This window comes from Pantoea sp. X-Soil-ISGK-275 (genome assembly GCF_059730795.1).
This window is the reverse complement of sequence record NZ_AP035976.1, coordinates 618,805-642,299: the sequence shown is the minus strand read 5'-3', so window position 1 is coordinate 642,299 and position 23,495 is coordinate 618,805. Positions and strand designations below refer to the sequence as shown.

Genomic DNA, 23,495 nt, shown 5'->3' with positions numbered 1-23,495 from the left:
AGCGGGAGAGGGAACTAATCTGCTCCTTCTCCCGCTTGCGGGAGAAGGTTGGGATGAGGGCCAGCGCGCACTGTCTTTAACTACTCCCGCGCCCCAGCGGCACAATCATCGGCGTATGCGCCACCGGGTCTTCCACAATCACGCAGCGTAAGCCATACACCTGCTCGATCAACGCGGGCGTCACGATCTCCGACGGCTTCCCTTCGGCAACGATCTTGCCATAACGCATGGCGATCAAATGCGTGGCATAGCGGCAGGCATGATTAAGATCGTGCAGCACCACCACCAGCGTACGACCATGCTGTTGATTAAGATCCTGCATCAATTCCAGCAGCTCAATTTGATGGGTGATATCCAGCCAGGTGGTCGGTTCATCCAGCAGCAGCAGCGGCGTTTCCTGCGCCAAAACCATGGCAATCCACACGCGCTGGCGCTGACCGCCCGATAACGTATCCACCGACTGCTGCGCCAAATCAGCCACGCCGGTGGCGCGCATCGCGTTCTGCACCGCTGCTTCATCTTCCGCACGCCAGCGCCCAAACAGCGCCTGATGCGGATAGCGTCCGCGCGCCACCAGCTCGGTGACGCTAATGCCCGCCGGCGCGTTGGAACTTTGCGGCAGCAGGCCCAGACGCCGCGCCACCTCTTTGGTGGGATAGCTGGCAATGGCCGCGCCATCCAGCAACACCTCACCTTTCAGCGGCGTATGCAGGCGACTCAGCGTACGCAGCAGCGTCGATTTGCCGCAGGCGTTGGGGCCGATAATCACCGTCAGCTCACCTTGCGGAATCGCCACCGACAGATTCTCTGCCACCACCTTTTTGTCGTAGCCCAGCGTCAGGTCATCGCCGCGCAGACGTGAAGGGATCTCGGTCATTGGCGTCGCGCCTCCCGCACCAGTAAAGCAATCAGATAAAGTCCACCGAGAATGACGGTAATCACGCCAACCGGTAATTGATAAGGCAGGAACAGATGCTGGGCGGCGAAGTCTGCGGCTATCAGCAGCAGCGCGCCGCACAGCGCCGCCAGCGGCAACGCACCTTTGACGCCGCCGCCGAGACGACGGGCAATCTGCGGCGCCAGTAGCGCGACAAACGAAATCGGCCCGACCAGCGCAGTGGACGCCGCCGTCAGCACCACGCCAATCAGCATCAGCCACAGGCGGCTGCGCTCCACCGGTACGCCGAGCGCGCAGGCGGTATCATCGCCCATCTCCAGCAACCGCATACGCCGCGCCAGCAGCGCCATCAGCAGTAACGCCAGCAGCAGCACCGCAATCACCGGCGGCGTTTTCGCCCAGGTGATGCCGTTAAGCGATCCGGCGCTCCACAAGCCCGCACTCAGCGCCGACTCCAGCGAAGCGCTGATAATCAGCCATGAATTCAACGCCATCAGCAGCGCTCGCACGCTGATGCCGACGATAATCAGGCGGAAGGTCTCCACGCCGTTGCGCCAGGCAAACAGATAGACCAGCGCCGCCGTGGCGATACCGCCAATCAACGCTGCGCCGGTCATCGCCGTGACGCTTTGATTGAACAATACCAGCGCCACCAGCACGCCGCTGTAAGCGCCGGTGTTGAAACCGAGAATATCCGGGCTGCCGAGCGGATTACGCAGCAGAGACTGGAAAATCGCGCCGCTGATGCCTAACGCCGCACCAATCAACAGCGCCATCAGCACGCGCGGCAAACGCCACTCCAGCACGATCAGCTTGACGTTGCTGGCGCCCTGCCCGAGCAGAATTTGTCCGATTTGTTCCCCGCTAATCTGCAATGCGCCGCGCGTCATCGCCAGCCAGGCCAGCAGACCGCAGGCGCACAGCAGCCAAAGCGTATGAAGCCAGAGACGACGCGTCATAGTGCACCCCGGCCCAATTTACGGCGCACCAGCACAATCAGCATCGGCGCACCGAGCATCGCCGTAACGATGGAAACCCGCAGCTCGCCCGCCACCAGCAGGCGGCCAAGGATATCTGCGGCAAGCAGCAGAATCGGCGTGATCAGCGCGGTAGCGGGCAGCATCCAGCGGTGATCGTTGCCCACCAGCCAGCGAGCAAAGTGCGGTGTCATCAAACAAACAAACGCAATTGGGCCTACCGCCGCCGTGGCTGCGCCGCACAGCAGCGCAATCGCCAGCAGGCCAAGCAGTTGGGTGCGCGCCACCCGCGTACCGAGCGCGGTCGCCATGTCGCCGCCCATACTCAAACTGTTCAGCGCCTGCGACAGCGCAATGGCCACCACGCTGCCGATCAGCACCGCCGGGAACAGCGTGCGTAGCGTGGAGAAGTTGCGAATATCCAGCGAGCCGCTGTGCCAGAAGCGCAGATGATCGTAGATGTCAGGATTAAGCAGCGACAGGCCAGAAGTTAATCCATCCAGCACCGCGCCCAGCGCCACGCCCGCCAGCGTCAGACGCACCGGATTGACGCGCCCGCCGCCAATCGCGCCGGTCATCGCTACCAGCACTGAAGCCAGCAGCGCGCCGCCAAAGGCGAAGCCGAGCCAATCCACCGGCGAGTCCGCACCGAACAGCGCAATGCCAATCACCACCGCGAAACCGGCTCCGGCGTTAACGCCAAGGATGCCGGGATCGGCCAGCGGATTGCGCGTCAGGCTCTGCATTAACGCGCCGGCGAGACCCAGCGCCACGCCCGCCAGCAAACCGGCCAGCGTACGCGGCAGGCGCGCGTCACGCACAATGACGCACTCCGCGCTGTTACAGGAGGTGGTAAGCGAATGATAAACATCGGGAAGCGGTATCGATTTTTCCCCCAGCATTAAGCTGAGCGCGATGAGGAGCAAGAGCAGAATCCCTGAGCCTGCTAATGCACGAATCTGGCGCATAGCGTTCTAAACCTTCACTGTTCAACGTCGTCGCATGCGCGATGTAACTTGATAATGGTTATCGTTATTACTCGCGTTTAGCTATGTTACCATGACTCGCCTCGCGGACGATGAGGAAAATTGGTGCAATAAGGCGAACACATGAACAAATCTTCCCACTTTATCGATCTCTCGCTGCTGAAAACCCATCCGGCTTTTCGCGCGGTGTTTATCGCGCGTTTTATCTCGATTGTCGCACTCGGCATGCTCGCCGTGGCGGTGCCGGTGCAGATTCAGCACCTGACAAATTCACCGCTGCTGGTGGGATTGGCGGTGACGCTGGCCGCTGCGGGCATGTTTATCGGCCTGCTCACCGGCGGCGTATTGGCGGATCGCCATGAACGCAAAAAGCTGATTCTGTTTGCCCGATCCACCTGCGGCTTAGGTTTTATCGCGCTGGCCACCAACGCCGCGCTGCCAGAACCCTCTTTGATCGCGGTTTATCTGCTCGGTTTCTGGGATGGCTTTTTCGGCGCGATTGGCGTGACCGCGCTGCTGGCGGCGACGCCCGCGCTGGTCGGCAGGGAAAACATTATGCAGGCGGGCGCGATCACCATGTTGACGGTGCGCTTCGGCTCGATTTTATCGCCAGCGATTGCCGGTCTGGTGATTGCGCATGGCGGCATAACCTGGAACTACGCCTTCGCCGCCTTCGGCACTTTGCTTACCGTGTTAACGCTGCTGAAATTGCCGACGTTGCCGCCTCCGCCGCAGCCGCGTGAACATCCGCTGAAATCCCTCGCCGCTGGCGTGCAGTTTCTTTTCGCCAGCCCGATTGTCGGCATGGTGGCGCTGATTGGCGCATTAGTGACGCTGGCCAGCGCGGTGCGCGTGCTCTATCCATCCCTCGCGCCGCATTGGTCAGTAAGCGCGGACCAGCTTGGCCTGATGTACGCTGCCGTGCCGCTTGGTGCGGCTATCGGCGCATTCACCAGCGGTAGACTGAAACACGCCGCGCGTCCCGGACAGCTGGTGCTCGGCAGCGCGATTGCGGCGTTTATCGCGCTGGGTTTGTTTAGCCTGATGCCGAATCTGCCGCTGGCACTCGCCTGTTTAGTCGCCTTCGGCTACTTCAGCGCCATCAACAGTCTGGTGCAGTACGCGATGATTCAGGCATTAACGCCGGATCATCTGTTAGGCCGTATCAACGGCTTGTGGACCGCGCAGAACGTGACCGGCGATGCGATTGGTGCGGCGGTGATTGGCGCAATGGGTTCATGGCTGCTGCCACCGCAGGCCGCCGCCGTGTTTGGCTTTGCGGCGGCGCTACTGGGCATAGCGATGTGGTTGGTGATGGGCCGTTTACGTCGTTACCACCCGCCAGCACCGGAGCTGGCGGAACAGGCATCATGATTTAACGAACAGCTTTTCCAGACGCGCCAGCAGATTACTGGCGCTGTAGTAATCGAGACGGAACGAATCGACGCCCAGCTCGTACACCTGTTTGTTCTGCACGGCAGCGTTTTGCGCGAGGAATGGATTGCTCAGCACCGATTGCGTGGTTTTATCGTCAGCGGCAAACAGCAGGAAGGTTTTACCGTTCAAGCCGCTGGCAACGCTTTCGCCCGACAGCTGAATGATATCTTTGCGCTGCCCCATGCTGTGTCCCTGCTCAACCGTCGCCGGTGGCGTTGCCAGGGTGAAGCCAAGTTGTTCCAGCAGCTTGCCCTGCGCCGAGGCTGCGGTCCACAGATTGACCGCGCGTCCGCCGCCGTTCCACACCATGGCGGAAACCGGTTGCGGTGGCAGCGTGATGGCTTTTTTCAGTGCCGCTTCGCGATCGTCGAAAGCTTTAATGCGCTGCGCCGCCTGCGCTTCGTGACCTGAAGCCTGGCCTAACAGCGTCACAACATCCTGCCAGCTTTTGTCGTCGTAATTGACCACCAGCGTCGGTGCAATAGCCGAGAACTGTTCGGCGAGTTTAATAGCAGAATCGTTGCCGGTAGCGCTGACGATGATCAGATCCGGCGCTTGCGCAGCAACCGCTTCGGCATTGGGTTCACCGATGTACAGACGTTGCAGATGCTGCTTTTTGGCAACATCGCTCCACTGACGGAAGAAACCCTGATCGTCGGCAAGACGACTGTTTGGTGCGGTTGCGCCGGACGCGATGACCGGTGCATCAATGGCCAGCAGCGAGCCGGTCAGCGTGACGCTGGTCGAGACAATGCGCTGCGGCGCGTGATCAAGAGTGATTGACCCGTTGGCGCCCTGCACGGTGCGCGGCCAACCTTGTTCAGCGTGGGCGATGCTGGTGAAAATCTGGAAAACACATATAAGGGCTGCAATGCCCCAAAAACCGCATTTATTCATAAGTTTTGGTCCACTTTTTAGCATATTGCCCTGCTTAGCGTCAGCGCCTGATTACGTTTAAACGCAGCTGAAATCCCGCGAATGGATTGACACCTTTGCCCAATCGACGTAGGTTACAGGCCCATAATAAAAATGATAATCATTCTTAATAATCTTATCATTTATAGGTGAAAATTATGGTGGAATCTTCCACGTTTGAAAATGCCTGGCTGAAGGATTATTCCGCGCTAAGCCGTGGTTTCCTCTTTACCTCGCCGTGGCGTAGTTTGGCAACGCAAGGATGCTATACCACCATTACCGCGCCGGTAGCAGACGCCGCGTCGCTGGACGGTGATTTCCAACAACAGCTGCGTCAGCATTTTGCGGCGGCAAAAAAACAGGGCATCGACAATCCGATTCTGGTCGGCGCGATCCCGTTTGACGTCAGCCAACCGGCTGCGCTGTTTATTCCTGAAACCTATCAGACGTTTAACCGCGCCGACCTGCAAAGCGCGCTGCCGCAAAACGTCAGCGATCTGCCGCAGGTGCGTCGTCGCGCAGCGATACCGGACCACGACGTATTTACCACCATGGTGGCCGATGCGGTGGCGGCCACGCAGCGCGGCGATCTGGATAAAGTGGTGCTGTCGCGTCTGATGGATATCGTCACCGAACAGCCGGTTGATACCGCCGCACTGATGCAGCGCGTGATTGCGCAGAACCCCAACAGCTACCATTTCCATCTGCCGCTGCCGCAAGGCGGTGCGCTGATTGGCGCCAGTCCGGAGCTGATGCTGCGCAAACAGGGGCGCGATTTTAGCTCTTGTCCGCTGGCGGGCTCGGCGCGGCGTAATCATGAGGATGCTCAACAGGATCGTGCTGCGGGCGATACGCTGATGGACTCCGGCAAAGATCGTCATGAACACAAACTGGTGACCGATGCGATGCGCGACACCCTGCAGCCGCGCAGCCGTTTGCTGTCGGTGCCAACCATTCCATCGCTGATCACCACCGCCACGCTGTGGCATCTCGCCACGCAGATCGACGGTGAAGTGCAGGATGAGCGCGAAAATGCGCTGTCGCTGGCTTGCCTGTTGCATCCCACGCCAGCGTTGAGCGGCTTCCCACATCAGCGCGCGCAGCAGCTGATTCAGCAGCTGGAACCTTTTGATCGCCAGCTGTTTGGCGGCATCGTCGGCTGGTGCGATAGCCAAGGCAATGGCGAATGGGTGGTCACCATCCGCTGCGGCACCGTGCAGGGTACGCGCGTGCGCCTGTTTGCTGGCGCGGGCATTGTCGCCGACTCCCAACCCGAATCAGAGTGGCGTGAAACCGGCGTGAAGCTGGACACCATGTTGCGCGCCTTTGGACTGCAATAAAGGAAAGAGCATGAGCATTCCCTATACTCGCTGGCCGGACGATCTGGCTGCGCGCTACCGTGAAAAAGGTTACTGGCTGGATGTGCCGATGACCGACATTCTGGTGCGTCATCAGCACAATGATGCCATCGCGGTGATTGATGGCGATCGTCAGATCAGCTATCGCGAAATGGATGTGCTGAGCAGCAATCTGGCCGCCGCGCTGCAGCGTCGTGGCCTGCAAAACGGCGATACGGCGCTGGTGCAGCTTGGCAACGTGGCTGATTTTTATGTCACGGTATTTGCGCTGTTTAAGCTCGGCGTGGCGTCGGTATTTGCGCTGTTCAGCCATCAGCGTACCGAGCTGAGCGCCTATGCGGCGCAGATCGAACCTAAGCTGCTGATTGCCGATCGCACTCACGCGCTGTTTGCTGACGATAGCTTTATCAGCACGCTATGCGATGCGCAGCCTTCACTGCAGCAGGTGATTCTGCGCAATGACAACCAGCCGGAAAACACGCTGGAATCCTTGATGGCGGAAGCTGCGGGTGATTTCGTCGCCACGCCAACCGCCGCCGATGAAGTGGCGTTTTTCCAGCTCTCTGGCGGCAGCACCGGCACGCCGAAGCTGATTCCGCGCACCCACAACGACTATTACTACAGCATTCGCGCCAGTGATGAGATCTGTGAAGTCACCGCCGATACGCGCTATCTCATCGCCCTGCCCGCACCGCATAACTTCGCCATGAGCTCACCGGGTTCGCTCGGCGTGTTTTATGCCGGTGGTCAGGTGATTCTGGCCGCCGATCCCAGCGCCACGCTCTGCTTCCCGCTGATCGAGAAGCATCAGGTCACCGATACCGGTTTGGTGCCGCCGGCGGTGAGCTTGTGGTTACAGGCGATTCAGGAATGGGGCAGCAATACACAGCTGGCCTCGCTGCAGCGTATTCAGGTGGGCGGTGCCAAACTGGGCGAAACCCTGGCGGCACGTATTCAGCGTGAAATTGGCTGTCAGCTGCAGCAGGTGTTCGGCATGGCTGAAGGTCTGGTGAACTACACCCGCTTTGGCGACGATGAGAACATCATTCTCACCACGCAAGGCCGCCCGATCTCTGAAGATGATGAAGTGTGGGTCGCCGATGAACATGGCAACGCGTTGCCAACCGGCACCATCGGCCGCCTGATGACGCGCGGCCCTTACACCTTCCGAGGCTACTACAAGAGCCCGGAACATAACGCCGCCAGCTTCGACGCCAACGGGTATTACTGTTCGGGCGATCTGATTGAGATCGACGCTCAGGGCTACATCACCGTGCAAGGGCGCGAAAAGGATCAGATCAATCGCGGTGGCGAGAAGATCGCCGCAGAAGAGATCGAAAACCTGCTGCAGCGCCATCCGGATGTGATCCACGCCGCGCTGGTGTCAATGAACGACGAACTGATGGGTGAAAAGAGCTGCGCCTTTATTGTCGCCAGCCAACCGATTAAAGCAGTGGCGCTGCGTCGTCACCTGCGTGAACTGGGCGTAGCCGAGTTCAAATTACCTGACCGTATTACCTGCGTAGATGCCCTGCCGCTGACGCCTGTCGGCAAGGTGGATAAAAAACGTTTACGCCAACAGCTTGCCGATCAACAAGCGCAAGCCTGACCTGTTCCGGAGATTGTAATGGCTATTCCAAAACTGAACGCTTACGCGCTGCCTGCAGCGACTGAACTGCCAACCAATAAAGTGAAGTGGGCGGTGGAACCTCAGCGTGCCGCGCTGCTGATTCACGATATGCAGGCTTATTTCCTCAATTTCTGGGGCGAAAACAGCCCGCTGGTTAATCAGGTGGTGGAAAACATCGCTCGCCTGCGTGCTTACTGCAAAGCGCAGGGCATTCCGGTGTTCTACACCGCCCAGCCGAACGAGCAGAGCGATGCCGATCGTGCGCTGCTTAACGACATGTGGGGACCGGGCCTGAACAAACATCCCGATCAACAGAAGATCGTTGATGCGCTGGCACCGGATCAGGACGACCAGGTTCTGACCAAATGGCGTTACAGCGCCTTCGTGCGCTCACCGCTGGAATCGATCCTGCAGGAGATGGGCCGCGATCAGCTGATCATCACCGGCGTGTACGCACATATCGGCTGCCTGACCACCGCGACTGACGCCTTTATGCGTAACATCCAGCCGTTTATGGTGGCGGATGCGCTGGCTGACTTCACGCGTGAAGAGCACATGATGGCGCTGACTTACACTGCGGGTCGCAGCGGTAAAGTGGTGATGACCGCCGATCTGATGCCGCTGCCGTTGAGCAAAGACGATCTGCGTGCGCTGATTCTGCCGCTGCTGGAAGATGACGATGTGCCGGAAGATGACGAGAACCTAATCGATTACGGTCTGGATTCGGTACGCGTAATGGCGCTGGCGGCGTGCTGGCGTCAGGTGCACAGCGATATCGACTTCGTCAGTCTGGCAAAAAATCCGACCATCAATGGCTGGTGGACGCTGTTATCAAGGGTGCCGACTAAATGAGTGCGACGTTCGACTTTAGCGGAAAGATTGTCTGGGTGACCGGCGCGGGCAAAGGGATTGGTTATCACACCGCGCTGAGCTTCCATCAGGCAGGTGCGCAGGTTATCGGCTTCGATCTGCGTTTCGATCAAGCCGACTATCCGTTCAACACGCAGGTATTGGATGTCGCGAACGCCGCCGAGGTGAAAGCGGTTTGTCAGCGTTTGCTGGCGGACCAGCCACGTCTGGATGTGCTGGTGAACGGTGCCGGCATCTTGCGTATTGGCAGCACCGATGAACTGGCGTTTGAAGATTGGCAAGCGTGTCTGGCGGTGAATGCCGGCGGCGCGTTCAACATGTTCCAGCAAACCTTGCCGGTGTTTCGCCAGCAGCGTGCGGGCGCGATTGTCACCATCGCGTCCAATGCGGCACATGCGCCACGTCTTGGGATGTCCGCTTATGGCGCGTCCAAGGCCGCACTGCGCAGCTTGTGTCTGACCGTGGGTTTGGAAATGGCGCCGTTCGGCGTACGCTGCAATATCGTCTCGCCAGGTTCCACCGATACCGATATGCAACGCAGCCTGTGGCATACGCCAGAAGCCGAGCAGGAGATGATTAATGGTTTCCCGGATCAGTACAAGCTGGGGATCCCGCTGCGTAAGATCGCTAAACCGCAGGAGATCGTTGCTAACGTGATGTTCCTCGCCTCGGATCTTGCCAGCCACGTGGTACTGCAGGATATTGTGGTCGACGGTGGCGCAACGCTGGGATCCTAAGTGATGGCAATCTGGAAACGATCGGTCGATCTTGAAACGCTGAATAAGATGGGTGAGAACTCGCTGGTGGCACACCTTGGAATTGTGTTTACCACCATTGGTGAAGATTACCTCGAAGCCACCATGCCGGTGGATGCCCGCACGCAGCAGCCGTTTGGCTTGCTGCACGGCGGTGCTTCGGTGGTACTGGCGGAGTCGATGGGATCGATCGCCGGTTATCTCAGCATCGAAGACGGCAAAAGCGTGGTGGGCATTGAGGTGAGTGCCAGCCACCATCGCGCGGTAAGCAGCGGTGAAGTGCGTGGCATTTGTCGCCCGCTACACCTTGGTGCGCGTAATCAAAGCTGGCAGATTGAGATTCGTAATACCCGCGATCAGCTGTGCTGCACCTCAAGATTGACGGTGGCGGTGCTGGGTTAAGAGATAAAAAAAGCGGCCTTCTGGCCGCTTTTTTGTGCGATTAACGCTGGTAAATGATTTCGACGCCTTCGTCGTCTTCTTCGTCCCAGTCGTCATCCCAATCGTCGTCTTCTTCCACTTCCTGCGCCGTTTCCATGGCTTCACGGTGATAATCATCCCACATGAAGGCCACTTTCTCTGGCTCTTTAGCTTCTTCTTCGGCTTCTTTTGGATTTTCGATGATAAAGCTCATCACATCCCAGCAAAGATCTTTCACGCCATCATGGCTAGCCGCAGAGATTAGGTAATATTTTTCTTCCCAGCCTAATGCTTCCACTACCGCTTTGGCACGGCTTTCCGCTTCTTCGCGGCTCAGCAGGTCACATTTGTTGAACACTAACCAACGCGGCTTCTGGAACAGTTTATCGCTGTACTTCTCCAACTCGCCGAGAATGATGCGGGCATTTTCTACCGGATCAGATTCATCGATAGGGGCAAGATCGATCAGGTGCAGCAGCACGCGGCAGCGCTCAAGGTGCTTCAGGAAGCGAATACCCAAACCTGCGCCATCCGCTGCGCCTTCAATCAGGCCAGGAATATCAGCGACAACAAAACTCTTTTCGTTGTCCATACGCACCACGCCAAGGCTTGGCACCAGCGTAGTAAACGGATAATCCGCAACTTTTGGTTTCGCCGCGGAAACCGAGCGAATAAAGGTCGATTTACCGGCATTCGGCAGACCCAGCATACCAACGTCAGCCAGCAGCATCAGTTCCAGTTGTAGGTCACGCTTCTCGCCCGGTGTTCCCATGGTTTTTTGACGCGGGGAACGGTTAACCGAGGATTTAAAGCGCGTGTTGCCCAGGCCATGCCAGCCGCCTTTCGCCACCATCAGCTTCTGCTCATGACGCGTCATGTCGCCCAGCGTTTCGCCTGTACCTTGGTCAATGACACGGGTACCGACCGGCACTTTAACGATGATGTCTTTACCACGTTTACCGGTGCAATCACGGCTTTGGCCATTCTGGCCACGTTCGGCACGGAAAGACTTTTCAAAGCGATAATCGATCAGGGTGTTGAGGTTTTCATCCGCCAACAAATATACGTCGCCGCCGTCGCCGCCGTCGCCGCCATCCGGGCCGCCTCTTGGAATATATTTTTCACGGCGGAAGCTTACGCAACCGTTGCCGCCATCACCCGCGACCGCAAGGATCGTCGCTTCATCTACAAACTTCATTTTATTTCTCCGTCACGCTGTCGTTCACGGCAGCTTGCAGGCCGCAAACGGGTCCGCCAGGGTCTTCTGCGCTGACCGACGGCGGATAATACAAGACTGGCAAAGCCAGGAGTACATAAATTGTACAACAACTGTGCTAAAGCGTAACTGTTATCCAGCAAGCTCAGTAGCAGAATGTAAAAAGCCCCGCAAAGCTGCGGGGCCTTTCATTCGTGTATTCAGACGGTAGACGTCTGCAGCACGACAACCTTACTCAGCAACGATGCTGATATATTTACGGTTGTTCGGGCCTTTAATCTCGAATTTTACTTTGCCGTCTGCGGTGGCAAACAGGGTGTGGTCACGACCACAACCTACGTTGCTACCTGCGTGGAATTTGGTGCCACGCTGACGAACGATGATGCTACCTGCCAGAACAGATTCGCCACCGAAACGTTTTACACCCAGACGTTTTGCGTTGGAGTCGCGACCGTTACGGGTCGAGCCACCAGCCTTCTTATGTGCCATTTGTCAGATCTCCTCTTACGCGCCGATCACAGTGATTTTCACATCTGTGAACCACTGACGGTGACCAGCTTGCTTACGGTAGTGTTTACGACGACGAAACTTAACGATTTTAATTTTCTCGCCACGACCGTGAGCCACAACTTCTGCCTTGATCACACCGCCTGAAACCAGTGGCGCGCCGATTTTCACGTCTTCGCCATTTGCGATCATCAGAACCTGGTCAAACTCAATGGTTTCACCGGTTGCGATGTCCAGCTTTTCCAGGCGAACGGTCTGACCTTCGCTTACTCGGTGTTGTTTACCACCACTTTGGAAAACCGCGTACATATAAAACTCCGCTTCTGCGCGTGCCTTTCTTGTTCATCAGGCGGCGCGATAAATATTCACAATAGGGCGCGAATTCTACGCAATACTCCAGCAGAAGACAAGAGCACTTTGCACACTCTTGCAGAAAAAAAGCGCAAGGCGAATGCAAACGTTTCGCAACCCGATTTTTCAAGTACAATCAGTAACAGATTACTGAACTCACGCTGTTTAAAGCGCTTACCATGCAAAAAACGAGTAAAGCTGAAAAGACGAATGAACTTAGAACAGATTAATGAATTAACCGCGCAGGACATGGCGGCCGTCAACCAGACCATCCTCGAGCAGCTGAATTCAGAAGTCTCACTGATTAACCAGTTGGGCTATTACATTATCAGCGGCGGGGGCAAACGCATCCGTCCGATGATCGCTGTGCTGTCGGCACGCGCGCTGAATTATCAGGGATCGTTGCACATCACCAATGCGGCGCTGATCGAATTTATCCATACGGCGACGCTGCTGCACGATGATGTGGTGGATGAATCCGATATGCGCCGTGGCAAAGCCACCGCGAACGCCGCGTTTGGTAATGCGGCTAGCGTGCTGGTGGGCGATTTTATCTATACGCGCTCATTCCAGATGATGACCAGCATGGGATCCTTAAAGATCCTGGCGCTGATGTCGGAAGCGGTCAACGTGATCGCTGAAGGGGAAGTGCTGCAGTTAATGAACTGCAACGATCCCGACATCACTGAAGAGAGCTACATGCGGGTGATCTACAGCAAAACCGCCCGCCTGTTCGAAGCAGCTTCGCAAGCATCGGCGATTTTAGCTGATGCGTCGCCAGCGCAGGAAAAAGCACTGCAGGATTATGGTCGCTATCTTGGTACCGCTTTCCAGTTAATTGATGATTTGCTGGATTACAGCGCGGATGGCGAAACACTGGGTAAAAATACCGGTGACGACCTGAGCGAAGGCAAACCGACGCTGCCGCTGCTGCACGCGATGCACAATGGAACGCCTGAGCAAGCGCAGATGATCCGCAAAGCGATTGAAGAAGGCAACGGTCGTCATCTGCTGGAACCGGTGCTGGCAGCGATGCAACAAACTGGCTCGCTGGAGTGGACGCGTAAACGTGCTGAAGAAGAGGCGGATAAAGCTATCTCAGCACTGCAAGTATTACCTGAAAGCCCGTGGCGCAGCGCACTTGAAGCGCTGGCGCACATGTCCGTACAACGCGACTTCTGATTTTAACGGGGCCTGAATTGGTCCCGTTTCCTTTCTCACTCTTCTCCCCTTTACTTACATCGCTTGCATCACTTTTGCGAAAAGCGACGCAGTTTCGTGCGCCGTTCAAACATTTACTGGAAATTAACTGGAAACATTTGCTATAAAAATGCGGGTTTTTTCCAGATATCTCTGCGACGGGAAAGCTTTTTCAGCGGAGATGAAGTAATAACACGGACACGGAGAAGAAAGTTATGTACCCAAGGAAAGTGGATTGGCACCCGGCAGATATCATTGCTGCATTACGTAAGAAAGGCACATCACTGGCAGCGCTGTCACGGGAATCAGGGCTTAGCTCGTCAACTTTGGCCAATGCGCTGTCGCGCCCCTGGCCCAAAGGCGAATGGCTAATTGCCAATGCGATTAAGGTGCATCCGGCAGAGATCTGGCCGAGCCGATATTATGATCCTTTTACCGGTCTGCTGAAGGATCGCAAAAAGCGCATACGATCGCCCAAAGATCGTAAAAAGATCTGACCATACTGCAGATGAAAAAAAACCAGCCGCGTTACCGTGACTGGTTTTTTAATGCGCAAAGGTAAAAATTATTCGCCGCTTACGCGCTCGATATTTGCACCCATCGCTTTCAACTTGTCTTCGATGTGCTCATAGCCACGGTCGATGTGATAGATACGATCAACTAGCGTGGTGCCTTCTGCAATACAACCCGCCAGCACCAGGCTCGCTGATGCACGCAGATCGGTGGCCATCACCTGCGCACCCGACAAGGTTTCAACGCCATGACAAATCGCGGTGTTGCTTTCGATTTCCGCATGCGCGCCCATACGAATCAGTTCAGGGATATGCATGAAGCGGTTTTCGAAGATGGTTTCGGTAATCACACCGGTTCCTTCTGCCACCAGGTTGAGCAGCGTGAACTGCGCCTGCATGTCAGTTGGGAAGCCTGGATGCGGCGCCGTACGGATATTCACCGCTTTTGGGCGCTTGCCGTGCATATCCAGGCTGATCCAATCTTCGCCCACTTCGATCTCTGCACCCGCCTCACGCAGTTTAGACAACACCGCATCCAGCGTATCTGGCTTAGTGTTGTGGCAAACAACTTTGCCACGTGAAATCGCTGCAGCGACCAGGAAAGTACCGGTTTCGATACGATCTGGCAGAACGCGATATACGCCGCCGCCCAGACGCTCAACACCTTCGATGGTGATTTTATCTGTGCCCGCACCCGTGATTTTCGCGCCCAGCGTGTTGAGGAAGTTTGCCGTATCGACAATCTCCGGCTCACGCGCGGCATTCTCAATAATGGTGATGCCGGTAGCCAGCGTCGCCGCGCTCATGATGGTGACGGTAGCGCCAACAGACACTTTATCCATCACGATGTGCGCGCCTTTCAGGCGGCCATTCACCGAAGCTTTAACGTAGCCTTCTTCCAGCTTAATTTCCGCACCCAGCTGTTCCAGACCAGTAATGTGCAGATCAACCGGACGCGCACCGATGGCGCAACCGCCCGGCAGTGAAACCTGGCCCTGACCAAAACGCGCCACCAGCGGACCCAGCGCCCAGATCGAAGCACGCATGGTTTTCACTAAATCGTATGGCGCACTGAAAACATTAACTTCGCGAGCATCAACGTGGACCGAACCATTGCGCTCAACGCGCGCACCCAGCAGATTCAGCAGCTTCATGGTGGTATCGATATCACGCAGCTTCGGTACGTTCTGAATCTCTACCGGCTCTTCAGCCAGCAGCGCAGCAAACAGAATCGGCAACGCAGCATTCTTCGCCCCGGAAATGGTCACTTCACCACTTAAACGAGTGGGGCCTTGCACACGAAATTTGTCCATTAACACGGCTCTCAATTATCTATCAATAAAACAACCGGTGAGGCACTCAGAAACCGTTGAGTTTACGGTCGCGCGCCCACTCGGCTGGGGTATAAGTTTTGATGGAAACCGCATGAATACGATTATCCGCAATATATTCCATCAGCGGCGCGTACACAGCCTGCTGCTTCTTCACGCGGCTCAGTTCGGCGAACATTTCGCCCACTGCGATGACCTGAAAATGGCTGCCATCGTTGCTAAGTACGTGTACTTCTTCTAATGCCAGCGCCTGCATCAGCACGGCCTGAACTTCACTATTTTCCATCGCTCGTTACTTCACTTAATAATAATAAGGCTGCCATCTTAGAGGAAAGCGCCTGACTCTTAAATACGCAAAAGCCCCTGAAAAAATCAGGGGCTTAGCATCGACATCCGCAGATCAGGCGATTTTTTCCGCAGAAACAATAATCTGCTGCAGGTTATACAGCGTGATCAGTGACTGAAGTTTATCGGAGATGCCAGAGAAAAGTGGCGCGCTGCCATGGGCTCGCGCGATTTCACGCAGATGCACCAACAGCGCTAAACCCGCAGAATCCACCCTTTCCAGCCCGGCAACGTCGATGGTGGTGATATCCGCCACCGCAGTGTCACGTTCCTGCCACAAGGTCAGCAAAGTATCACGATCTAATTTGCCGCTTAAAGCCAGCGTGCTGGCAGTACGCTGCCAGCGTAACGGTTCACTCATTATTGCTTTTTATCCAGGGTGATCGGCTGTGCTGCATAGACTTTCAGCTGAGCCGTCAAGCCATCAATGCCTTTGGTGCGCAACAGATCGCCCCACTCATTCTGTTTCGTGGTGATCATGCTGATGCCTTCGGCCACCATGTCATACGCCTGCCAGTTGCCGGTCTGGCTGTTCTTGCGCCACTGGAAATCGAGGCGCACCGGCGGACGACCATTCGGATCGATAATGGTGACGCGAATCGCTACGATATTGGCATCGCCAATCGGCTGTTCCGGCTGGATTTGGTAAGTTTGACCGTTATACAGCGCCAGCGCCTGGCCGTACGCCTGCGCCAGATAATCACCGAACGCGGCAAAATAGGCATCGCGTTGCGCCGGTGTCGCATCGCGATAATAGCGACCAAGAACTAACGCACCGGCATATTTTACCTGTACATAAGGCATCAGTTCCTGACGCACCACTTCGCGCAGATAGTTCGGATCCTGCTTAATCTTCGGCTGTTCGTTTTTCAGACGGGTGAAGGTCTTTTCCGCCGCTTCGTTCATCAGCTTGTAAGGATTAGTTTGATCCGCTGCGGCGTTGGCTGCCAGCGGTGCGATTGCCAACACGGCAATCATCAGTAAGCGTCTAAACATCATGTTTTACCTCGTTGGTTATTCCGTTGTTGCAGGTGCTGCTGGTGCGCTCTCCGCACCCTGGGATTTGTCGTTGGGTTTGTTATCGCCGCTCTTATAGAGGAATTGACCGATGAGGTCTTCCAGCACCAGTGCCGATTTGGTGTCACGCAGCGTGCCGCCATCTTTCAGCATCGAGGAGCCAAGTTCAGGATCGTCAAAACCTAAATTCAACGCCAGGAACTGCTCACCCAGCAGACCTTGGGTGCGGATGGCTAATGAGCTGGTGTCTGGAATCTTATTGGCGAATTTATCGCTGATATCCATGGTCACACGCGGAGAAAGGGTTTTCTCATCAAGCGCGATATCTGATACACGGCCAATTAACACGCCGCCAATTTTTACCGGAGAACTGACTTTGAGTCCGCCAATATTATCGAAGGTGGCATACATCTTCCACGTCGGTTCGGTGCCGATTGTTTTAAGATCGGCGACGCGAAGAGCGAGGAATAACAGCGCCAGCAGCGCAGCCAGCATGAAGACGCCAACCCAGATTTCGTTTTTCTTGCTTTGCATTGCATCAATTCCCAAACATCAGTGCTGTCAGCACAAAATCCAAACCGAGTACCGCCAGTGAAGCATGCACCACGGTACGCGTCGTCGCCCGACTGATCCCTTCCGAGGTCGGGATGGCATCATAGCCATTAAAGAGCGCAATCCAGGTTACCGTAACGGCAAAGACCGCGCTTTTGATCATGCAGTTAACGACATCAGTGCGGAAATCCACCGCGTTCTGCATCGCCGACCAGAAGAAACCCGGATCGATCCCTTTCCAGCTCACCCCCACCAGCGCGCCACCGGCAATACCGACGGCGGTAAAGATCAGCGCCAGTAGCGGCATGCTGATAAAGCCGGCCCAGAAGCGCGGTGATACCACGCGACGTAACGGATCGACGGCCATCATCTCCATGCTCGAGAGCTGTTCAGTGGCTTTCATCAGCCCGATTTCTGCGGTTAACGCTGAACCTGCCCGGCCGGCAAACAGCAATGCCGTCACTACCGGACCGAGTTCACGCAGCAGCGAGAGCGCCACCAGCATGCCAAGGCTGGTTTCAGCATTGTAGGTGGTCAGCACCAGATAGCCTTGCAGACCCAGCACCATGCCAATAAACAGGCCGGACACCACAATGATCAGCAACGATAATACGCCCACGCTGTAGAGCTGTTTTACCAGCAGCGGCGCATGGCGACGAAACGCCGGCTTACCCACCAGCGCATGAAAGAGCATGAGGCCTGCGCGGCCAAAAGCGGCACAGGTATTAATTCCCTGACGTCCAAATGACGCTAGCGCCTGTAACAACATCAGTTTACGTTCTCCCTGAGCGGGTCAAGTCGCTGAGATAATCGCCAGCGGCAAAGCGAAACGGCACCGGACCATCCGCATGACCCTCGATAAACTGGCGCACACGCGGATCGGGATTTTCCCGCAGTTCCGGCGCGCTGCCCTGAGCAATAATTTTTTGTCCGGCAACAATATAGGCATGATCGGCAATGCTCAATACCTCAGGCACATCGTGTGAAACCACAATGCAGGTCAGGCCCAAAGCATGATTAAGTTCGTCAATTAATTTCACCAGCACGCCCATGGTGATAGGATCCTGGCCGACAAAAGGCTCATCGAACATGATCAGTTCCGGTTCCAGCGCGATAGCACGCGCCAGCGCCGCACGGCGCGCCATACCGCCGGAGAGTTCGGCAGGCATCAGTTTCGCAGCACCACGCAAACCCACCGCTTCCAGCTTCATCAATACGGTGCTGTGCAACAGTTCTGGCGGCAACTGCGTATGTTCACGTAATGGCCAGGCAACGTTTTCATACACGTTGAGATCGGTAAACAGCGCGCCTGACTGAAACAGCATGCTCATTTTTTTACGAGCTTCGTACAATTTCGTGCGGGAAAGCGTCGGGATATTCTGATCGCGGAACCAAATCTCGCCTTTATCGGGCTGTAATTGCCCGCCAATCAGACGTAAAAGCGTGGTTTTACCAATTCCGGACGGCCCCATGATCGCGGTGACTTTACCGGCGGGTACCGTTAACGAGATATCGTCAAAGATTGTACGATCTCCGCGCGTGAAACTGACGCCACGAACCTCAACCAGATTCGTTTGCTGCTGGATCATCTTTACCTCTTTATGCGGATCGGGCGCTATCAAAACGGTGGATGGTAGCCTGGTCGCCTCGAATGCACGATAGTTTTACAGAAACTTACCCACTTAGTGTGGCGAAAACGGCCTTAAAATTTACTTTTGCCTCTCAGACAGTCAAAATCAGCGCCTGTTAGTGTGTGCAGAATGTTTTTACCTGTCGGACAAGGTTCGCCGACACCTCCATCCATCAAGGATTTTTAATGTTCGTAGCCTCTGCCTTGCTGTTTATCGGATTGATTTTACTGGTTTACGGCGCCGACCGTCTGGTATTTAGCGCCGCGATCCTCTGTCGATCCTTTGGCATCCCACCACTGATCATAGGCATGACGGTGGTGAGCATTGGCACATCATTGCCGGAATTAATTGTCTCATTTTCGGCCGCACAGCATGGACAGATGGATTTAGCGGTTGGCACCGCGCTGGGCTCGAACATCACCAACATTCTCTTGATTCTGGGTGGCGCAGCGTTGCTCCACCCATTGACAGTACACTCCAATCTGATTCGGCGCGAACTGCCATTAATGCTGCTAGTCTCACTGCTCAGCGGCATCATGCTGTTTGATAATCATCTGAGCCGTCTTGATGGCGTTGCGCTGCTACTGATCGCGCTGGGTTATCTGCTGGTGGTGATCCGCATTGCTCGCCGCGCTGAACGTGACAATAACGACACGCTCACCCGTGAACAGCTGGCCGAACTGCCGCGCGACGAAGCTGGCAACACCGTGGCCTTTCTGTGGCTGGCAGTCGCGCTAATTATTCTGCCGATGTCAACGCGGATGGTGATCGACAACGCCACCGTCTTTGCCGACTACTTCGGTGTGAGCGAACTGGTGATGGGCCTGACGCTGATTGCCGTCGGCACCAGCTTACCCGAACTGGCTACCGTTGTGGCCGGCGCGCTGAAAGGTGAGGACGATATCGCTATCGGTAACCTGATCGGCGCCAACATTTTCAATCTGGCGATTGTGCTCGGCCTACCAGCGCTGATTCATCCCGGCAGCGTTGATGCGCATGCCTTCGCACGTGATTACTGGGTGATGCTGGCAGTGAGCGTGCTGTTCGCCCTGCTCTGCCTGCTGCGCAAACGCCGTATTGGCCGTATCGCAGGCACACTATTATTAGGTGGTTTTATCGCGTGGGTGCTGTGGCTGTGGCTCAGCCCCATGCTTATCACAAGCTATTAAGGACGGACTGACCATGTCACATCAGCAACCGGATTTCGATTTTCAGCAAGCAGGTAAAGCGGTGCTGCGCATCGAACGCGAAGGGCTGGAGCAGCTTGATCAATATATTAATGATGATTTCGATCGCGCTTGCGCGATGATCTTTGCCTGCCGAGGCAAAGTGGTGGTGATGGGCATGGGAAAATCCGGACATATCGGTAAAAAGATGGCCGCGACTTTTGCCAGCACCGGTACGCCCTCTTTCTTTGTGCATCCCGGTGAAGCCAGCCACGGCGATCTCGGCATGGTCAGCACCAATGACGTGGTGATCGCGATTTCCAATAGCGGTGAATCCGGCGAAATCCTGGCGTTGGTGCCGGTGTTAAAGCGCCAGAAGGTGCAGCTGATCTGTATTACCGGGCGTCCGGACAGCGCGATGGGCCGCGCCGCGGATGTGCATCTGTGCGTGAAAGTGCCGCAGGAAGCCTGTCCGCTCGGCCTGGCGCCGACCACCAGCACCACCGCGACCTTAGTCATGGGTGATGCGCTGGCCGTGGCGTTGCTGGAAGCGCGCGGATTTACCCAGGAAGATTTTGCGCTGTCGCATCCCGGCGGTGCGCTGGGCCGCAAACTGCTGCTGCACGTCAGCGATATCATGCACAGCGGCGATGAAATTCCGCACGTCAGCCGTGATGCGTCGATGCGTGATGCGCTGCTGGAAATTACCCGCAAGAATCTTGGTTTAACGGTGATTGTCGATGACCTGATGAAAATCGAAGGCATCTTCACCGATGGTGACTTGCGCCGCGTGTTCGATATGGGCATCGATTTCCAGAAAGCCACCATTCAGGAAGTGATGACCAGCGGCGGTATTCGCGTGCGCCCGAATATGCTCGCGGTCGATGCCCTTAATCTGATGCAAAACAAAAACATCACCGCCCTGCTGGTGGCCGATGACGATCGCCTGCTCGGTGTGGTACATATGCATGACATGCTGCGCGCTGGCGTAGTCTGAACAGGAAGAAACAATGAGTGCTGAAACAGCAATGGTCGAGACGTGCTACGGTCCGGTGAGCGCGGAAGTCATGGCGCGTGCTGCGAAGATTAGCCTGCTGATTTGTGACGTTGATGGCGTGATGTCGGATGGCGTGATTTACATGGGTAACAGCGGTGAAGAGTTGAAAGCTTTTAACGTGCGCGATGGTTATGGCGTGCGTTGCCTGCTGACCTCCGGCGTTGAAGTGGCTATTATTACCGGCCGCAAAGCAAAACTGCTGGAAGATCGCTGTAAGACGCTCGGCATTACGCATCTTTACCAGGGACAATCGGATAAGCTTTTGGCCTGGCGGGAACTCCTGGATAAACTGTCATTGACCGCAGAGCAGGTCGCCTACATTGGCGATGACCTGATCGACTGGCCGGTGATGGCGCAGGCGGGTTTGAGCGTGGCCGTTGCCGATGCCCACCCGATTTTACTGCCGCGCGCGCATTATGTGACCCGCATTGCCGGTGGCCGCGGCGCGGTACGTGAGTTGTGCGATCTGATCTTGATGGCGCAGAACCAATTTGAGGATGCCAAAGGGCAATCAATATGAGTAAGAGCAGGCGTTGGATGACGCTGATCCTGGCCTTGATCGCCTTAGTGCTGATCGGCTGGAATCTCACCAACCAGGATGACGACCGAACGCCGGTAGCAACCAACGATCAAGCGCCAACCTACACCAGCGAGAAATCGAACACGGTGGTGTATAACCCAACAGGCGCGCTGGGCTATAAGCTGGTCTCCGATAAAGTCACCTACTTTGCTGCCGATGAGATAAGTTGGTTCGATAATCCGGTGATGACCACCTATGACGTAAACAAAGTCGCGACATGGTCGGTGCGCGCCGATAAGGCAAAGCTGACTAAAGATCGTATGCTTTATCTTTATGGCAACGTTGTCGTCAATACCTTGACCCAGGATTCACAGCTTGAGCGCATCCTTACCGATAACGCTCAGGTTAATTTGGTCACCCAGGATGTGACATCTGACGATCAAGTCACCCTTTTTGGCCGCAGTTTTAATTCCACTGGCATGAAAATGCGCGGCAATTTACGGACGAAACACGCAGAGCTGCTTGAAAAGGTCAAAACTTCCTATGAAATTCAAAATGAACAAAAATAGCCTTAAGTTATTGCTGGTGGGTACGCTGCTGGCAACGAGCCTGCCTGCGCTGGCATTAACTGGCGACTCAGACAAGCCGGTGAATATTGACTCCGTCAACCAGGCGCTGGACCTGCAGGGCAACGTCGCGACCTTTACCGGCAACGTGATTGTGACCCAGGGTTCCATCAAGATTACCGCCGATAAAGTGGTCGTCACCCGTCCGGGCGGCGATAGCAAGAAAACCATTGTTGATGCTTACGGCACGCCAGCGACCTTCTATCAAATGCAGGATAACGGCAAGCCGGTGCAAGGCCACGCCAGTAAACTGCATTATGAACTGGCGAACGATTTTGTTGAGCTGACCGGTAATGCCTTCATTCAGCAGCAGGACAGCAACATCAAAGGCGACCGCATCACTTACCTGGTGAAAGAGCAGAAGATGCAGGCGTTCAGCCAGGGTGACAGCAAGCGCGTGACCACCGTTCTGGTTCCGTCGCAGCTGCAGGACAAAAACGGTTCGTCCGCGAGCCCTAAAAAGAGTAACTGATTGCTATGGCAACACTAATCGCTGAGAACCTGGCGAAAGCCTACAAAGGCCGCCGCGTGGTGGAAGATGTTAGCCTGCAGGTAAAATCCGGCGAGATTGTCGGCCTGCTGGGCCCAAACGGTGCCGGTAAAACCACCACTTTTTACATGGTGGTCGGAATTGTGCCACGCGATGCGGGCCGCATTGTGATTGATGATGAAGACATCAGCATCCTGCCGCTGCATGCGCGTGCCCGTCGCGGTATCGGCTATCTGCCGCAGGAAGCCTCGATCTTCCGCCGCCTGAGCGTGTACGACAACCTGATGGCGGTGCTGCAGATCCGTGATGATCTGACAGAAGAGCAGCGTCAGGATCGTGCCAACGAGCTGATGGAAGAGTTCCATATCGGCCATCTGCGCGACAGCATGGGCCAGGCGCTGTCGGGTGGTGAACGCCGTCGTGTGGAAATTGCCCGCGCGCTGGCGGCTAATCCGAAATTCATCCTGCTGGATGAGCCTTTTGCCGGTGTTGACCCGATTTCGGTTATCGACATCAAAAAAATCATCGAGCATCTGCGTGACAGCGGCCTTGGCGTGCTGATTACCGACCACAACGTGCGTGAAACCCTCGCGGTGTGTGAACGCGCGTATATCGTTAGCCAGGGTCATTTAATTGCCCATGGCACGCCTGATGAAATTCTTGTAGATGAGCAGGTTAAGCGTGTTTATTTGGGCGAAGAGTTCAGACTCTGATAAGGTGTCGTAACA

28 protein-coding genes are annotated in these 23,495 nt (G+C 55.9%); 14 read left to right on the top strand and 14 right to left on the bottom strand.

The features are described from left to right. Positions 1-76 precede the first annotated feature (76 nt). From AC6I8A_RS02890 to fepD, 3 genes are read right to left on the bottom strand one after another with little or no spacing between them, the layout of a single operon-like run. Positions 77-877 carry an ATP-binding cassette domain-containing protein gene (locus tag AC6I8A_RS02890; protein ID WP_293796263.1) on the bottom strand — a complete coding sequence of 267 codons (801 nt, stop codon included), beginning with the start codon at positions 875-877 and terminating at the stop codon, positions 77-79. Next, on the bottom strand, positions 874-1,857 hold the full coding sequence (gene fepG / locus AC6I8A_RS02885; protein WP_293796265.1) for an iron-enterobactin ABC transporter permease: 984 nt from the start codon (positions 1,855-1,857) through the stop codon (positions 874-876). The genes AC6I8A_RS02890 and fepG overlap by 4 nt, the downstream gene beginning before the upstream one ends. Continuing rightward, positions 1,854-2,843: a Fe(3+)-siderophore ABC transporter permease gene (fepD, locus tag AC6I8A_RS02880; protein WP_497818013.1), complete on the bottom strand. Its 990-nt coding sequence runs from the start codon at positions 2,841-2,843 to the stop codon at positions 1,854-1,856. The genes fepG and fepD overlap by 4 nt, the downstream gene beginning before the upstream one ends. A 141-nt stretch (positions 2,844-2,984) precedes the next feature. Between fepD and entS the strand changes: the two genes are divergently transcribed. Then, positions 2,985-4,235 carry an enterobactin transporter EntS gene (gene entS, locus AC6I8A_RS02875; protein ID WP_497818012.1) on the top strand — a complete coding sequence of 417 codons (1,251 nt, stop codon included), beginning with the start codon at positions 2,985-2,987 and terminating at the stop codon, positions 4,233-4,235. On the opposite strand, the gene fepB is transcribed toward entS, so the two are convergent. Next, complete coding sequence (gene fepB, locus AC6I8A_RS02870; protein ID WP_479486549.1) at positions 4,230-5,195, bottom strand: Fe2+-enterobactin ABC transporter substrate-binding protein; 966 nt, start codon at positions 5,193-5,195, stop codon at positions 4,230-4,232. The genes entS and fepB overlap by 6 nt on opposite strands. Before the next feature lie 176 nt (positions 5,196-5,371). Between fepB and AC6I8A_RS02865 the strand changes: the two genes are divergently transcribed. From AC6I8A_RS02865 to AC6I8A_RS02845, 5 genes are read left to right on the top strand one after another with little or no spacing between them, the layout of a single operon-like run. After that, complete coding sequence (locus tag AC6I8A_RS02865; protein ID WP_436332611.1) at positions 5,372-6,553, top strand: isochorismate synthase; 1,182 nt, start codon at positions 5,372-5,374, stop codon at positions 6,551-6,553. 10 nt (positions 6,554-6,563) lie between these two features. Beyond that, positions 6,564-8,180, top strand: a complete 1,617-nt coding sequence (locus AC6I8A_RS02860) for a (2,3-dihydroxybenzoyl)adenylate synthase (RefSeq protein WP_497818011.1) — start codon at positions 6,564-6,566, stop codon at positions 8,178-8,180. Positions 8,181-8,198: 18 nt separating this feature from the next. Further along, positions 8,199-9,053, top strand: coding sequence for an isochorismatase family protein (locus AC6I8A_RS02855; RefSeq protein WP_497818010.1), 855 nt, complete (start codon positions 8,199-8,201; stop codon positions 9,051-9,053). After that, positions 9,050-9,808, top strand: coding sequence for a 2,3-dihydro-2,3-dihydroxybenzoate dehydrogenase (gene dhbA / locus AC6I8A_RS02850; RefSeq protein WP_497818009.1), 759 nt, complete (start codon positions 9,050-9,052; stop codon positions 9,806-9,808). The genes AC6I8A_RS02855 and dhbA overlap by 4 nt, the downstream gene beginning before the upstream one ends. A gap of 3 nt (positions 9,809-9,811) precedes the next feature. Continuing rightward, the gene (locus AC6I8A_RS02845; protein WP_497818008.1) at positions 9,812-10,228 is read left to right on the top strand and encodes a hotdog fold thioesterase; all 417 of its coding nucleotides are present in this window, start codon (positions 9,812-9,814) and stop codon (positions 10,226-10,228) included. Between the two features lie 40 nt (positions 10,229-10,268). Here the strand turns inward: AC6I8A_RS02845 and cgtA are convergent, their stop codons facing one another. The 3 genes from cgtA to rplU all read right to left on the bottom strand — a co-directional run bounded on the left by cgtA (position 10,269) and on the right by rplU (position 12,278). After that, positions 10,269-11,444: an Obg family GTPase CgtA gene (gene cgtA / locus AC6I8A_RS02840; RefSeq protein ID WP_008104343.1), complete on the bottom strand. Its 1,176-nt coding sequence runs from the start codon at positions 11,442-11,444 to the stop codon at positions 10,269-10,271. Between the two features lie 249 nt (positions 11,445-11,693). Then, positions 11,694-11,951 (bottom strand): 50S ribosomal protein L27, encoded by a 258-nt coding sequence (rpmA, locus tag AC6I8A_RS02835; RefSeq protein ID WP_007886647.1) that lies wholly within the window; start codon positions 11,949-11,951, stop codon positions 11,694-11,696. A gap of 15 nt (positions 11,952-11,966) precedes the next feature. Continuing rightward, the gene (rplU, locus tag AC6I8A_RS02830) at positions 11,967-12,278 is read right to left on the bottom strand and encodes a 50S ribosomal protein L21 (protein WP_007886644.1); all 312 of its coding nucleotides are present in this window, start codon (positions 12,276-12,278) and stop codon (positions 11,967-11,969) included. A gap of 252 nt (positions 12,279-12,530) precedes the next feature. Between rplU and ispB the strand changes: the two genes are divergently transcribed. Further along, the gene (ispB, locus tag AC6I8A_RS02825; protein WP_008104346.1) at positions 12,531-13,502 is read left to right on the top strand and encodes an octaprenyl diphosphate synthase; all 972 of its coding nucleotides are present in this window, start codon (positions 12,531-12,533) and stop codon (positions 13,500-13,502) included. Between the two features lie 233 nt (positions 13,503-13,735). Next, the gene (locus tag AC6I8A_RS02820) at positions 13,736-14,017 is read left to right on the top strand and encodes a helix-turn-helix domain-containing protein (RefSeq protein WP_008104347.1); all 282 of its coding nucleotides are present in this window, start codon (positions 13,736-13,738) and stop codon (positions 14,015-14,017) included. 68 nt (positions 14,018-14,085) lie between these two features. Here AC6I8A_RS02820 and murA read toward each other — a convergent pair whose 3' ends face one another. The 7 genes from murA to mlaF all read right to left on the bottom strand — a co-directional run bounded on the left by murA (position 14,086) and on the right by mlaF (position 18,866). Further along, positions 14,086-15,345, bottom strand: coding sequence for a UDP-N-acetylglucosamine 1-carboxyvinyltransferase (murA, locus tag AC6I8A_RS02815; protein ID WP_008104349.1), 1,260 nt, complete (start codon positions 15,343-15,345; stop codon positions 14,086-14,088). Between the two features lie 46 nt (positions 15,346-15,391). Further along, positions 15,392-15,649, bottom strand: coding sequence for a BolA family iron metabolism protein IbaG (ibaG, locus tag AC6I8A_RS02810; protein WP_265300831.1), 258 nt, complete (start codon positions 15,647-15,649; stop codon positions 15,392-15,394). Positions 15,650-15,763: 114 nt separating this feature from the next. After that, positions 15,764-16,069 (bottom strand): lipid asymmetry maintenance protein MlaB, encoded by a 306-nt coding sequence (gene mlaB / locus AC6I8A_RS02805; RefSeq protein WP_265300830.1) that lies wholly within the window; start codon positions 16,067-16,069, stop codon positions 15,764-15,766. Further along, positions 16,069-16,704: a phospholipid-binding protein MlaC gene (gene mlaC / locus AC6I8A_RS02800; protein ID WP_256698472.1), complete on the bottom strand. Its 636-nt coding sequence runs from the start codon at positions 16,702-16,704 to the stop codon at positions 16,069-16,071. Before mlaC ends, mlaB begins: the two co-directional genes overlap by 1 nt. Before the next feature lie 18 nt (positions 16,705-16,722). Next, on the bottom strand, positions 16,723-17,259 hold the full coding sequence (mlaD, locus tag AC6I8A_RS02795) for an outer membrane lipid asymmetry maintenance protein MlaD (protein WP_256698261.1): 537 nt from the start codon (positions 17,257-17,259) through the stop codon (positions 16,723-16,725). Between the two features lie 4 nt (positions 17,260-17,263). Then, positions 17,264-18,046, bottom strand: a complete 783-nt coding sequence (gene mlaE / locus AC6I8A_RS02790; RefSeq protein ID WP_007886633.1) for a lipid asymmetry maintenance ABC transporter permease subunit MlaE — start codon at positions 18,044-18,046, stop codon at positions 17,264-17,266. Positions 18,047-18,050: 4 nt separating this feature from the next. Continuing rightward, a complete protein-coding gene (gene mlaF / locus AC6I8A_RS02785; protein WP_008104360.1) occupies positions 18,051-18,866 on the bottom strand; it encodes a phospholipid ABC transporter ATP-binding protein MlaF in 816 nt (271 codons plus the stop codon). Between the two features lie 227 nt (positions 18,867-19,093). On the opposite strand from mlaF, the gene AC6I8A_RS02780 reads away from it, so the two are divergent. From AC6I8A_RS02780 to lptB, 6 genes are read left to right on the top strand one after another with little or no spacing between them, the layout of a single operon-like run. Beyond that, positions 19,094-20,077 carry a calcium/sodium antiporter gene (locus AC6I8A_RS02780; RefSeq protein ID WP_008104362.1) on the top strand — a complete coding sequence of 328 codons (984 nt, stop codon included), beginning with the start codon at positions 19,094-19,096 and terminating at the stop codon, positions 20,075-20,077. 13 nt (positions 20,078-20,090) lie between these two features. Continuing rightward, positions 20,091-21,071, top strand: coding sequence for an arabinose-5-phosphate isomerase KdsD (gene kdsD / locus AC6I8A_RS02775; protein WP_101762279.1), 981 nt, complete (start codon positions 20,091-20,093; stop codon positions 21,069-21,071). A gap of 13 nt (positions 21,072-21,084) precedes the next feature. Further along, complete coding sequence (gene kdsC, locus AC6I8A_RS02770) at positions 21,085-21,651, top strand: 3-deoxy-manno-octulosonate-8-phosphatase KdsC (RefSeq protein WP_436332615.1); 567 nt, start codon at positions 21,085-21,087, stop codon at positions 21,649-21,651. Continuing rightward, positions 21,648-22,220 (top strand): LPS export ABC transporter periplasmic protein LptC, encoded by a 573-nt coding sequence (gene lptC, locus AC6I8A_RS02765; protein WP_036648345.1) that lies wholly within the window; start codon positions 21,648-21,650, stop codon positions 22,218-22,220. The genes kdsC and lptC overlap by 4 nt, the downstream gene beginning before the upstream one ends. Then, positions 22,195-22,749, top strand: a complete 555-nt coding sequence (lptA, locus tag AC6I8A_RS02760) for a lipopolysaccharide ABC transporter substrate-binding protein LptA (protein WP_256698258.1) — start codon at positions 22,195-22,197, stop codon at positions 22,747-22,749. The genes lptC and lptA overlap by 26 nt, the downstream gene beginning before the upstream one ends. A gap of 5 nt (positions 22,750-22,754) precedes the next feature. Then, positions 22,755-23,480, top strand: a complete 726-nt coding sequence (gene lptB / locus AC6I8A_RS02755; protein ID WP_008104371.1) for an LPS export ABC transporter ATP-binding protein — start codon at positions 22,755-22,757, stop codon at positions 23,478-23,480. The last annotated feature ends 15 nt before the right edge of the window (positions 23,481-23,495 follow it).

Coding starts and splice junctions, on each gene's coding strand:
- AC6I8A_RS02855 (WP_497818010.1), top strand. CDS start 8,199: ATGGCTATTCCAAAACTGAACGCTTACGCGCTGCCTGCAGCGACTGAA.
- AC6I8A_RS02890 (WP_293796263.1), bottom strand. CDS start 877: ATGACCGAGATCCCTTCACGTCTGCGCGGCGATGACCTGACGCTGGGC.
- mlaC (WP_256698472.1), bottom strand. CDS start 16,704: ATGTTTAGACGCTTACTGATGATTGCCGTGTTGGCAATCGCACCGCTG.
- rplU (WP_007886644.1), bottom strand. CDS start 12,278: ATGTACGCGGTTTTCCAAAGTGGTGGTAAACAACACCGAGTAAGCGAA.
- lptB (WP_008104371.1), top strand. CDS start 22,755: ATGGCAACACTAATCGCTGAGAACCTGGCGAAAGCCTACAAAGGCCGC.
- AC6I8A_RS02845 (WP_497818008.1), top strand. CDS start 9,812: ATGGCAATCTGGAAACGATCGGTCGATCTTGAAACGCTGAATAAGATG.
- ispB (WP_008104346.1), top strand. CDS start 12,531: ATGAACTTAGAACAGATTAATGAATTAACCGCGCAGGACATGGCGGCC.
- fepD (WP_497818013.1), bottom strand. CDS start 2,843: ATGCGCCAGATTCGTGCATTAGCAGGCTCAGGGATTCTGCTCTTGCTC.
- cgtA (WP_008104343.1), bottom strand. CDS start 11,444: ATGAAGTTTGTAGATGAAGCGACGATCCTTGCGGTCGCGGGTGATGGC.
- AC6I8A_RS02780 (WP_008104362.1), top strand. CDS start 19,094: ATGTTCGTAGCCTCTGCCTTGCTGTTTATCGGATTGATTTTACTGGTT.
- mlaB (WP_265300830.1), bottom strand. CDS start 16,069: ATGAGTGAACCGTTACGCTGGCAGCGTACTGCCAGCACGCTGGCTTTA.
- AC6I8A_RS02865 (WP_436332611.1), top strand. CDS start 5,372: ATGGTGGAATCTTCCACGTTTGAAAATGCCTGGCTGAAGGATTATTCC.
- fepB (WP_479486549.1), bottom strand. CDS start 5,195: ATGAATAAATGCGGTTTTTGGGGCATTGCAGCCCTTATATGTGTTTTC.
- rpmA (WP_007886647.1), bottom strand. CDS start 11,951: ATGGCACATAAGAAGGCTGGTGGCTCGACCCGTAACGGTCGCGACTCC.
- mlaF (WP_008104360.1), bottom strand. CDS start 18,866: ATGATCCAGCAGCAAACGAATCTGGTTGAGGTTCGTGGCGTCAGTTTC.
- fepG (WP_293796265.1), bottom strand. CDS start 1,857: ATGACGCGTCGTCTCTGGCTTCATACGCTTTGGCTGCTGTGCGCCTGC.
- ibaG (WP_265300831.1), bottom strand. CDS start 15,649: ATGGAAAATAGTGAAGTTCAGGCCGTGCTGATGCAGGCGCTGGCATTA.
- entS (WP_497818012.1), top strand. CDS start 2,985: ATGAACAAATCTTCCCACTTTATCGATCTCTCGCTGCTGAAAACCCAT.
- murA (WP_008104349.1), bottom strand. CDS start 15,345: ATGGACAAATTTCGTGTGCAAGGCCCCACTCGTTTAAGTGGTGAAGTG.
- lptC (WP_036648345.1), top strand. CDS start 21,648: ATGAGTAAGAGCAGGCGTTGGATGACGCTGATCCTGGCCTTGATCGCC.
- mlaD (WP_256698261.1), bottom strand. CDS start 17,259: ATGCAAAGCAAGAAAAACGAAATCTGGGTTGGCGTCTTCATGCTGGCT.
- kdsD (WP_101762279.1), top strand. CDS start 20,091: ATGTCACATCAGCAACCGGATTTCGATTTTCAGCAAGCAGGTAAAGCG.
- AC6I8A_RS02820 (WP_008104347.1), top strand. CDS start 13,736: ATGTACCCAAGGAAAGTGGATTGGCACCCGGCAGATATCATTGCTGCA.
- kdsC (WP_436332615.1), top strand. CDS start 21,085: ATGAGTGCTGAAACAGCAATGGTCGAGACGTGCTACGGTCCGGTGAGC.
- mlaE (WP_007886633.1), bottom strand. CDS start 18,046: ATGTTGTTACAGGCGCTAGCGTCATTTGGACGTCAGGGAATTAATACC.
- AC6I8A_RS02860 (WP_497818011.1), top strand. CDS start 6,564: ATGAGCATTCCCTATACTCGCTGGCCGGACGATCTGGCTGCGCGCTAC.
- dhbA (WP_497818009.1), top strand. CDS start 9,050: ATGAGTGCGACGTTCGACTTTAGCGGAAAGATTGTCTGGGTGACCGGC.
- lptA (WP_256698258.1), top strand. CDS start 22,195: ATGAAATTCAAAATGAACAAAAATAGCCTTAAGTTATTGCTGGTGGGT.